Annotated in this window: 8 protein-coding genes and 2 pseudogenes; 7 read left to right on the forward strand and 3 right to left on the reverse strand. The window is 62.9% G+C overall.

The genetic code is table 11. The features are described 5' to 3' along the window. Together G510_RS0112565 and G510_RS18055 are read right to left on the reverse strand one after the other, a co-directional pair. Window positions 1–359, reverse strand: a pseudogene (locus G510_RS0112565) (transposase); the annotation flags it as partial. A gap of 85 nt (window positions 360–444) precedes the next feature. After that, window positions 445–861, reverse strand: a pseudogene (locus tag G510_RS18055) (recombinase family protein); the annotation flags it as partial. A gap of 703 nt (window positions 862–1,564) precedes the next feature. Between G510_RS18055 and G510_RS18735 the strand changes: the two are divergent. The 3 genes from G510_RS18735 to G510_RS0112590 all read left to right on the forward strand — a co-directional run bounded on the left by G510_RS18735 (window position 1,565) and on the right by G510_RS0112590 (window position 4,791). Further along, window positions 1,565–2,461 (forward strand): peptidoglycan-binding domain-containing protein, encoded by an 897-nt coding sequence (locus G510_RS18735; protein WP_211219198.1) that lies wholly within the window; start codon window positions 1,565–1,567, stop codon window positions 2,459–2,461. A 398-nt stretch (window positions 2,462–2,859) separates the two neighbouring features. After that, window positions 2,860–4,112 (forward strand): IS3 family transposase gene (locus tag G510_RS0112585; RefSeq protein ID WP_157560625.1). Its coding sequence is split into 2 segments (ribosomal slippage): window positions 2,860–3,142 and window positions 3,142–4,112, totalling 1,254 coding nucleotides; the frame shifts between segments, so codons are not numbered across the junction. A 271-nt stretch (window positions 4,113–4,383) separates the two neighbouring features. Beyond that, a complete protein-coding gene (locus G510_RS0112590) occupies window positions 4,384–4,791 on the forward strand; it encodes a YPYG domain-containing protein (protein WP_029153904.1) in 408 nt (135 codons plus the stop codon). Window positions 4,792–4,925: 134 nt separating this feature from the next. Here G510_RS0112590 and G510_RS0112595 read toward each other — a convergent pair whose 3' ends face one another. Next, a complete protein-coding gene (locus G510_RS0112595; RefSeq protein ID WP_157560627.1) occupies window positions 4,926–5,297 on the reverse strand; it encodes a hypothetical protein in 372 nt (123 codons plus the stop codon). Between the two features lie 918 nt (window positions 5,298–6,215). On the opposite strand from G510_RS0112595, the gene G510_RS18365 reads away from it, so the two are divergent. From G510_RS18365 to G510_RS0112620, 4 genes are all read left to right on the forward strand, one after another. After that, window positions 6,216–6,509: a LysM peptidoglycan-binding domain-containing protein gene (locus G510_RS18365; RefSeq protein WP_029153907.1), complete on the forward strand. Its 294-nt coding sequence runs from the start codon at window positions 6,216–6,218 to the stop codon at window positions 6,507–6,509. Between the two features lie 146 nt (window positions 6,510–6,655). Continuing rightward, on the forward strand, window positions 6,656–7,078 hold the full coding sequence (locus G510_RS18370; protein ID WP_157560628.1) for a hypothetical protein: 423 nt from the start codon (window positions 6,656–6,658) through the stop codon (window positions 7,076–7,078). 274 nt (window positions 7,079–7,352) lie between these two features. After that, window positions 7,353–9,722 carry a glycoside hydrolase domain-containing protein gene (locus G510_RS0112615; RefSeq protein WP_029153908.1) on the forward strand — a complete coding sequence of 790 codons (2,370 nt, stop codon included), beginning with the start codon at window positions 7,353–7,355 and terminating at the stop codon, window positions 9,720–9,722. A gap of 118 nt (window positions 9,723–9,840) precedes the next feature. After that, window positions 9,841–10,047, forward strand: a 207-nt coding sequence (locus G510_RS0112620; RefSeq protein WP_157560630.1) for a hypothetical protein, incomplete at its 3' end; no start/stop codon positions are given.

Raw genomic sequence — 10,047 nt, forward strand, 5'->3', positions numbered from 1 at the left:
ACGGCACGCCATCCGTTCGCTCACCCGCAGTGTCCTGATCAGGTGAGCCACGGCGGCGCGGCGCCTGCCCGGGCCTAGAAGTTTCCCTCAGCCAGCTCCTTGAGCGCTGCCTTCTCCAGCTCCGCTTCGGCGAGCAACCGCTTGAGCGTCGCGTTCTGCTTCTCGAGCTCCTTCAGGCGCTTCGCGTCGTCGGCCTTGAGCCCGCCGTAATGGTTCCGCCACCGGTAGTACGTCTGCTCGGACACTCCGAGCTCCCGGCACACCGCCGCGACATCCCGCCCGTCGGCGAGCATCCTGTCGGCCTGGCCGAGCTTGCGGACGACCTGTTCCGGGGTGTGACGCTTCCTGCTGTTCGACATGATCTGACCAGTCTCCCTGCCCACAACCGCGGGCGACAGGACGACTCTCAGAACCACCGGACCTACAAAACGGGGTCAGCCCAATGCGTCGTTTGCCGATCGAGTCAACGATGTGCTCGCGCTTGATGTGATGTCCCATCTGCGCGGGTGCTGCCATGACGGTGAACAGCATCGACCCCATCGGCGTGGACGTGTCGACGTCACCGCCTCCAAGGTTCAGCACGCGCAATCCTGCGCCTCGCGCGCGGAGCTCGTCAGCGAAGGCGAGCATGTTCTGTGTCGATCAGCCCAACCGATCCAGTGTGATGGTGACGAGAGTGTCGCCGGTTTCGATTGTTTCGATTGCACGATCGAACTCGGGGCGAGATGCACGGGCACCGGAGACTCCGTGATCGGTGCACAGATCATCTCGGCGGACGCTCGCAGCCAGAAGGTCTGCTTCTCGTCGATCCGTTGACTGCTGACGGGTGGACGCTCGTGCGTAGCCGATCAGCTTTGTCATTTCGGGGTCCTCCGGGTGTCTCGCAACTAAGGACGTGTATCCACTTCTCGTCAATCACTTGCGAGACATAGTTGTGAGAATCGCTTTGCCTCAGAAACATGCGACGTAGAAAGTCGGTACTCAACCCTTCATAAGACGTCTCTGAACTCTAGGGATGCGAGACACGTGCGCCGCGCGTATGCGGTTATCCTCATCACGGCAGAGCGACCCGGCGATGGTGCGGGCGACCGAGCCCGGGAGACTCTAGGCGAGCGTCCGCTCGGTAGGGGCAGGCGTCACAAGAGCTAGCTCATGTTGCACTCAAACGGTGACGTCGTCCGCTGAAGGTAATTCCTGGCATTCACAACACGAACGGTCTCGAGCGTGCTGTCCGCGCCCACCCCAACCGTCGATCACGCACATGTGATCAGGGCGGTTCAGTACCGACCTCGGAATATGAACGGCAGGGTGCAATAGCCGGACCAAGCACGTCAGACAATCATCAACCAGCAGCGAATTCACGGACGGGCGTTTGCCTCACCCAAGCTTGGACGAGGCAAACGTTGCGATGTGGGCGCTCGGTTATGAGGAAGTGCGGCGCGGGGACCGTATGGGCGGCCTCCTTCCAGCCGATAGGATCGCGGCGCGATGCCTGAATCACCTTCCTAGCGCTCATCGGCATCACGTCGGGCGGGCGAATGGTCATATTCGAAGGAGAGAGATGGTGCCTACCTGGGCTCCAACTACGAAGAAGGTCTACAACACCGGATGGGGGCGCTCCCGTCAGGGGTCGGCGGTCACCGGAATCTGGGTCCATCACCAGGCGAATGGTGGTGGCGGCGACATGGTCGCGTACATGGTCGGCGCGAACGAGCGTGACAGCCACCCGACCTACGCGACCGATAAACGGGGCGACGTCTTCGGCATCGTCCATCCGGACCTTGCACCGTCGTCCACGTTCTACGTGAATGACCAGGGGGCGGTCACGGTCGAGATCGCCAACGTTAGTGGTGCTCCCGGTTGGGAGGTCCCCGAGGCGATCGTTGAGATGCTGGCGCAGGTCATCGCGCACCACGCACAGGAGTCGCCGCGCGTCAATCACGTCGAGCGGAACAAGCCGGGCACGACGCAGAGTGGGTTCTGGGTTGGTTGGCATTCGCAGGTATATGCCACGGCTTGCCCTGGCCCCGACGTTTTGGACGACAAGCTTGACCGGATCATCGCGCGCGCAAATGCGGTACTCGGCGGCGCAGCGCATGCGCCGGAGCCTGTGCCCGCGCCGATGCCGATTCCGGGGCCTGCCTCGGGCGGCTCGGCCGCGCCCGCGTTCCCGCTGCCGAGCGGTTGGTACTTTGGCCCCGAGGACGGCCCGGCCGTGTCCGTGTCCGGCCACCACGGGAACAAGTACGGCACCGCGGCGCAGTTGCGCAAGCACCTGTGGCGGTGGCAGCAGCGCATGGAAGACCGAGGATGGTTGTTCTCGGTACACGGGTCCGACGGGCTCTATGGAGACGAAACGCGCGAGAACGCGAACGCGTTCCAACGTGAGAAGGGCCTCGTGGTCGATGGGCTGATTGGCCCGGCAACGTGGCGGGCCGCCTGGGAGGAACCCGTCACCTGAGCGTGCTCGCTGCGCCGGCGTTGGCGTCGGAACTGCCCCCTGTGCACGTCCTTGACGAGGCACGGTCGTGCTTCGCGACGCTGCTCGCCTCCGTCGCGACGGTCACTTGCAGTGAAGGCTCAAACGAAGCGTGACTGCGCTGAGTGGTCCGCACTGTGCAGCCCGAGGAAGCTCTGAACGCCATTGCAGTGCGGTTCTGTATCGACGCGACCACCTTTGCCTTCTACAACCGCACTCGAGGGCGGGACCTGCAGGCCGGTGCCGTCCTCGTACTACGGTCGGCTCCCAACGAGCCCTGGACCTGGGACTTCTAACAACCGCCCGCCCTCTCGGGCGCAACCGGAAACTGACTCGCCCCGGCGTGTCCGGAGACTGGATTCCTTGGAAGGATCAGTCTCATGGCACGACCCAGCAAATACCCCGCCGAGCTGCGTGAGCGCGCGGTCCGGATGGTCGCGGAGGTCCGCGACGATCATCCGAGCGAGCTCGCCGCGATCCGGCATGTCGCCGGGCTTCTCGGCATCGGCTCCCCGGAGACGCTGCGGACCTGGATCCGGCGGCGCGAGATCGACGCGGGCGAGCGTCCTGGGGTGACGACCGAGCAGGCCGAGGAGAACAAGCGCCTCAAGCGCGAGAACGCCGAGTTGCGGCGGGCGAACGAGATCCTGAAGGCCGCGTCGGCTTTCTTCGCGGCCGAGCTCGACCGGCCACAGAAGCGATCGTGAGGTTCATCACCGATCACAAGGACCGAGCTGATGGAGGTCTGCGGTGGGGTGTCGAGTCGATCTGTGCCGTGCTCGCCTCGCATGGTGTCGGGATCGCCCCATCGACCTACTACGACGCGAGAGATCGCGGCCTGTCGGCGCGTGAACAGCGTGACGAGAGGTGGAAGGACATCATCTTCACCACCTGGGAGAAGCAGCGTCGTCGCCTCGGGGCGCGCAAGCTCTGGCTCCGGCTGCGCCGAGACGGCCACTCCATTGCCCGCGTCACCGTCGAGCGCCTCATGCGCGAGCTCGGGATCAGCGGTGTGATTCGTGGCGGCGGCAAGAAGCCTGCCGATACCGGTGAGCGGCAGACGCGGCCGGCGGACCTCGTCGACCGGCACTTCCGTCGGTTCCGCACCGATCAGCTGTGGGTGGCGGATTTCACGTATGTGTGGACGTGGACGGGCTGGGTGTATGTCGCGTTCGTGTTCGACGCGTACTCACGCCGCGTCCTCGGATGGCGGGCCGCGACATCGATGGCGACGCCGCTGGTGTTGGACTGTCTCGAGATGGCACTGTTCACGCGCCGCCGCGAGGGCGCCACCGGGTTCGCGGGGCTGACGCATCACACGGATGCCGGGTCGGTCTACACGTCGATCGCGTTCACCGAGCGCCTCGCCGACGAACATATCGACCCGTCAGTCGGCAGCGTCGGTGACGCGTATGACAACTCCCTCGCGGAGTCCCAGATCGGGCTCTACAAGTCCGAGCTGATCCATCTCGAGGGGCCGTGGCGGGACGTCGCGCATGTCGAGGCCGCGACCGCGGAGTGGGTGTCGTGGTTCAACACGGAGCGGATGCACGGCTCGCTCGACGACCTCACCCCGAGCGAGGTCGAGCAGATCGACTACGCTCGCCACCAGTCGTTGGAAACAGCGGCCTGACACCAGTCAATAACTCTCCGGACACGCCGGGGCGAGTCAAACTGTGTCCCACAGGATCTCAGAAGCGCTTGGTTACTGGGTGAAAATAGTTGCAAGTTGCGTCCCGCTGGTCGAACTCTCATATATGGTGACTGCCGACGATCGGCGTGACTTTAACGACCAAGGTCGTCACGTGGCGGGGGCTGGTGAACGGACAGATGATTCCTGTTCTGTGGTGCTGGTGATCAGTTATTGTTGGCGAACTGATGGTTACTCGTCTTTAAGGACAACTATGAATCGCAACCGCCTTGCCGCGTCGGCCGCGATCTTCGCGGGCCTCATCCTCACCCTCGCTGGATGCGCGACTCCGAGCGAACAGTCTGCAGGAGCGGAAACCGCCGGGTCTGAGGTGCCAACTGCTACTCCGACCGCCGAGGTGGAGACGCTGAGCGAGGAACAGTCGGCTGAAGCGCGCGGGCTCTGCGAAGAAGAAGCCGACCGGATGAACCCCGCCGGCGCTATCGTCCACTGGTCCGAGGATGACAGCGCCCCACACCGGTCCGAGGGCGGGTGGGTTCTGACGGCTAACGCCACCCTTACGGACCAATCCGGAGCTGAGCATTCAGATGCGAAGATAGAGTGCTACCTCGCCGCCACCGACGCTGGGTTCGTGGTGGATGAATTCATGGGATCGTACTGAGGAAATGACCCCGCGTCATTATCACGACGCAGCCTGGGCAACAGCGAAGCTGCCCCTCCGCCGGCAAATCCGGAGGAGGGGCAGCTTCGCTGTTGCCCAATGCAAACGGGCCAGGCGGGCCCGCCGAGAGGCAGTCAGCCGGTGTAGTGGAGGTTCGCATGCCAGTCGACGTAGAACGCTTCCACGAAGAAGGGGCCTTGGTATGCCCACACCTTCGTTTCTAGAGCGAATGCCCGCTTGTATGTGAAGGTGCCAAGGTTGACCTTCGTCGACGTCTGGCCCCACTTCTTCTTGCAAGTCTTCCAACCCGAAACCGCGTTCCCGCTGGTGTTAACCAGCCGGACTTGGAAAGTTGCCTCATCAAATTTGAACTGCGGGCCTACCTTCACACTCCAGAAGACGATGTCCGTAGGGCGGAACGAGACGGTCCCAACCATGGTGCGTTGAGTCGACCATTTCTTTGCATCGTTATTCTGCTGTGACGCTGAGAGTTGGAAGGTAGGCATTCATGCTCCTTTGCTAGTGCCGGCGCTCGTTGATTCTCCCTCGGCCTGTTCACCGAAGCTCCCAGGACGCGGGGTCAGAATACCGCAGGTTCGTGCCGGTGATGACGCGGCGAAGTTCGCCGGTTGAGTTTTCGTACCGGGAGCACAGCGCGCTCCGCGAGCCGCGCCCGACGAGGAGACCGATCCCGCCGATGTAGCCGCACACGTCGCATCCGAGCCGGCTGCGGCCGTGCGTAAGAAGCGCGGGCCATGCAACGTTGAGAAGGTCGGCAAGAAGCCCGCGACTTGCCGGCTCCCGCCAGACGTGCATGTCCTTATCGACCAAGCCCGCACCGCAGCCGTTCTGGATGGCGACCGCCTCACCAAAGACGAGGTCACATTCAGGAGGCACGCGCCCGTTCGGGCAACATGCCGGCGTGGGTAGATCTATTGCTTCTCGCAGCAGGCCATCCCCGATCACGCGGCGCGGATGCTGACCTCCTGCCATCCGTTCGGTGAGCTCGTCGTGAGCTCGTCGCGTCTGCTGCTGGTCAAAAACGCGTGAGGCGCGCGCAGACACGCTTGCCAACCCGGGGCTATGTACCGTGACGCGGGCGTTGCTAGTGGGCGCTCGGCGGATCGAGGCGCACCGCTATGGCGGTTGAGAATAGTTGGGAGCTGGCGTCCCGACGGCAGCAGGTCCAGTATCGAACTATGAAAAAGTTCCCCGCCAACGTTGCGCTTGCTGCGGTGGCCGTCGTCATGCTCGCCGGATGCACCGCTACTCCGGCACCGGAGACAGTCGCCACTGCAACTACAGAACCGGCGCCAGAGACGGCTACCCCGGCACCTCCCACCACCCCAGCAACCGCGGAACCCAGCCCGGAACCAACACCGGCCGAGCCGGACTGCGTATCCGCGCCCACCGGCAGGATCAACATGCCGTCCTACGCGTACAACACCGAGCCGGTCACCGTTCCCGAGCTGGCAGGTGAGATATCTGACACGGGGCCGCGCGAGTTCGCGAGCGGCGATCCCACGCTGAACAGCGACGGGCAGATCGTCTCCTACACGACGCAGCCCGGCGACGCTATGCAAGCCATCGCCGCACGGTTCTGCATCGACTCGTACTCGTTCGCATCGTATAACCACACCACCGGGTATGACATTCAGCCCGGCGACGTGCTTGTGCTCCGCCCGGCTCCCGACGCACCCTGGTCGTGGGAGAACTAGAACACTCGCGCAGGTCTAACGCAACCCGATAAGCAAAGGCCCGCTGCGAACCGGCTGGAGACCGTTTCTAAGATCTATTGCTCACAGGTGATCCAACTACCAAGCCCTTCAGATGAGCGGCACAAGTTAACAGATAAGGAAATCGCATGGTTACGCACTTCGGCCTCCACGCGGGTCAGTCAGCAGAGGTGGACGGAAACGACCCCCGAGTAACTTGGAACACGCTACGGAACTTCGGTAGCGGCAACGTGAAAGTCAACATCACTGACATCTCACTGTCTGTGAAGAATCCTGCATCCGGATACCCGGAGACGTACACTTTCCATCACATGACCTACGAGATGGGTCTGTACAAGCGCGGAGGTTCAAACCCTGGGCTCGTCGCCACGACAACGCTGACCAAGTACTGGGGACAGGACACCGGATTCGTCACCATCAAGGCGATCCCGGCTGGCACATACAGTCTTGTGACCCGACCTCTTCGTAGATGGGAGGCCTCATCTGGAAACTCAAACCCTCTGCCGGGGTTGGGTTGGTGCGCTGCCGAGTTCGACCTCTACCACCACTGAGTTGCACAGGAGTCGTCGCGAAGCATGACAGTGCCGCGTTGAGGACATGAACAGAGGCCGCGCTGACGCCGGGAGCGCGCTCAGGTCACGGGTTCCTCCCAGGCGGCTCGCCACGTTGCCGGGACGATCAGCCCATCGGCCGCGAGGTCCTTCTCTCGTTGGAACGCGTTCGAATTACTACCGAGTTGGACGATTTCTCCATCGTCCCCCCCGATCTGATATTTCATCTCGTAGCATGTGCGTGCACGCGCTTCTACTAATCGAGGGGGACGAGATGGACGAGATGGTTCTGGCCACGCAACGGTGGTTGAACGGCACCTATTCTGGGCGCACCGGGTACAACGATGTTGCAGAAGACGGGCAGCCGGGGTGGGGCACTATCTTCGGCCTGACCCGAGCGCTACAGATCGAGTTCGGCATCACGAACACGGCGGACAGTTTCGGTCCGACGTCTCGTGCCAGGTTCACCGCCGAATATCCGAGTGGAGTCCAACAGCAGGATGATGACGACGAAGCGGAGTCGAACGTCTACTCCATCATCCAGGGCGCGCTGTGGTGCAAGGGATACTCAACCGGATCGAACATCACCCAGCACTTCTACGGAGGCACCGGCGCCGCCGTCATTGAACTCAAAACAGACATCGGTCTCGGTGCCGGTGCCACTTCGACCGTCGACATCGACATCATGGACCTGCTGTTGTCGATGAAGCAGTTCAAACTACTCATTCTTCAGGGCGGCAAGCCGCAGCTCCGCTCGGTGCAGCAGGAGATCAACCGCACGTATCGGCCCTACACCGGCATCATCCCTGCCGACGGGATATATAGCCGCGAGATGAACACCGCACTGATCCAGATTCTGCAGGCCATTGAGGGGTTCACTCCGGCTGAGGCGACAGGAAACTTCGGCGATGGCACCCGGTCGCGACTGATCACCGTCACACCGGGAAACGCGGCGGCCAACCCGGACTGGGTGTGGCTCGCGACGATAGCGCTGACCTGCTACGACTACGGCGACACGGTGAGCCGTACCTGGCACGCCGGGCTCACGGAGCAGGTGCGGAGCTTCCAGCGAGACTACGCACTGCCGGTCACCGGCACCGTGGACCCGACGACGTGGATGAGCCTGTTGACGTCGAAGGGCGACCCTGACCGTGCCGCTATCGCCTGCGATACACGGTTCGAGATCACCGACGAGCTTCTCGGTCACCTGCAAGCAGACGGGTTCGAGATCGTCGGACGCTATCTCACAGAGCCGGGCCAGGAGGAGACAGACCCGGAGGACTACTTCAAGGCGATCCGCCCCGGCGAGCTCGAGCGCATCATCGCCGGCGGGATGAAGTTCTTCCCCATCTACCAGTACCAGTCCACAAGCCTGGGCCACTTCACACCGGAAGAGGGCGTGGCGCACGCACGGGACGCAACCGCGGCAGCGCTGCGACTCCGGATCCCGCCCACACACATCTACTTCGCCGTGGACTTCGATGCAACCGATCCGCAGGTCACCTCGCACATCATCCCGTACTTCCGGGCCGTGCACGAGCAGCTCGGAAGCGGCTACCGCGTTGGGATCTACGGAGCGCGCAACATCTGCACCCGCGTCATTGAAGCCGGGTACGCGAGCAGCGCGTTCGTCTCCGATATGTCCACGGGGTTCTCCGGCAACCTCGGTTTCCCCCTGCCGGATGCATGGAATTACGACCAGTTCCACGAGGTCCATGGCTATGCCGGTGGCGGATGGGACCTCGACAAGGTCGCTGCGTCCGGACGGCATCCCGCCGTCGACCGGCTCCTTCCGGGGTCCCCACCGGAGACGAGCGACCCGCTCGTAGAGTGGGTGTCGAACACCGAAGACGCATGGACGCAGGAGGCTGCGGATCTTCCCGTCTTAGTCGGCGCGTACGCCAGCTTCGGCTACGAATTCATCCTCGAATGGATGCGCCGACCGACATACTGGGGGAGCCCGCTTTGGATGGCATACACTCCGGAGCTTGCTATTCCCGCCGAGTTGGGTTCCGCTCGACGTTATTGCCACAACCTCTGCGACACGCAGCCCCCGATCAAAGGAACGATCGTCGAACGCGACATCGAACACTTCGCCGCTACGGCTCTCGGATACTTGAACTGGGGCACTGACGGCGCGCAAAACGCATGCAACTTCGGAGACCTCGGCGGGTGGGCCCTCGACATGCTGCAGCTCTGGGGCACGTACTCTCGCGAAGCGGGATCGTCACCTCTGGAATTCTGGATGGATAGCAATCTCGGCGCCTTAGGAGCCGACACCGGGTTCGACTACGATGATTTCTTCGCGGACGCCGAGGCGTACCTCACGATCACGAGCATGGACCGAATCGGCTCCGGTAACAGCGCGAAGCGCCTCTCTACCGCGCTCGAGGATGTTTACTCCGTGACCGCCGCGGCTCGCATTTCCCGCTTCTACCAGGAGCGTTTCAGCAGCGACGCGAAGAACGTTGAAGAGGCGTTTGTAGCCTTGTCGCAGGGCTTAGTGTTCGGCGAAGCGAACGTCCCGATCCCGGAGTTTCTCCTCCTCGAGGCGGCAGATGCGGAGGGCATGCCGACAGAGGCGGAGGCAAGGATCATGGGGCGCGTTTACGCGAATAAGCTCGCCTACCCGCTTACAGATTGACCCAGGCGGACCCGGTAGCGTGGATTGGCAGGAGCCGCGCTACCGGGCGTATGGCCCGTGAGCTGGGAGGAGGTCGCCGTTGGTGGGTCTGAGAGCAATGTTTCCCCAGCGGCGGTTCTTGCTCGCCGCACTGATGACTGTCGCCGCCGGGTGGGCCGTGGTCGTGCTGGCACTTCTGCTGTTCATCAGCACCTTAGAACGGCAGGGCATCAACAGAACCGTACCGACGGTGCTCGGACCGTTCTTTATCCAGCCCCGCGACTGGTTGATCGGTGGCTTCTTCCTCGCGCTCGCCTGTTTCGTCGCGGCGATTGTGCTGAAGTCT

Source organism: Microbacterium gubbeenense DSM 15944, assembly GCF_000422745.1.
GTDB classification, from domain to species: Bacteria; Actinomycetota; Actinomycetes; order Actinomycetales; family Microbacteriaceae; genus Microbacterium; species Microbacterium gubbeenense.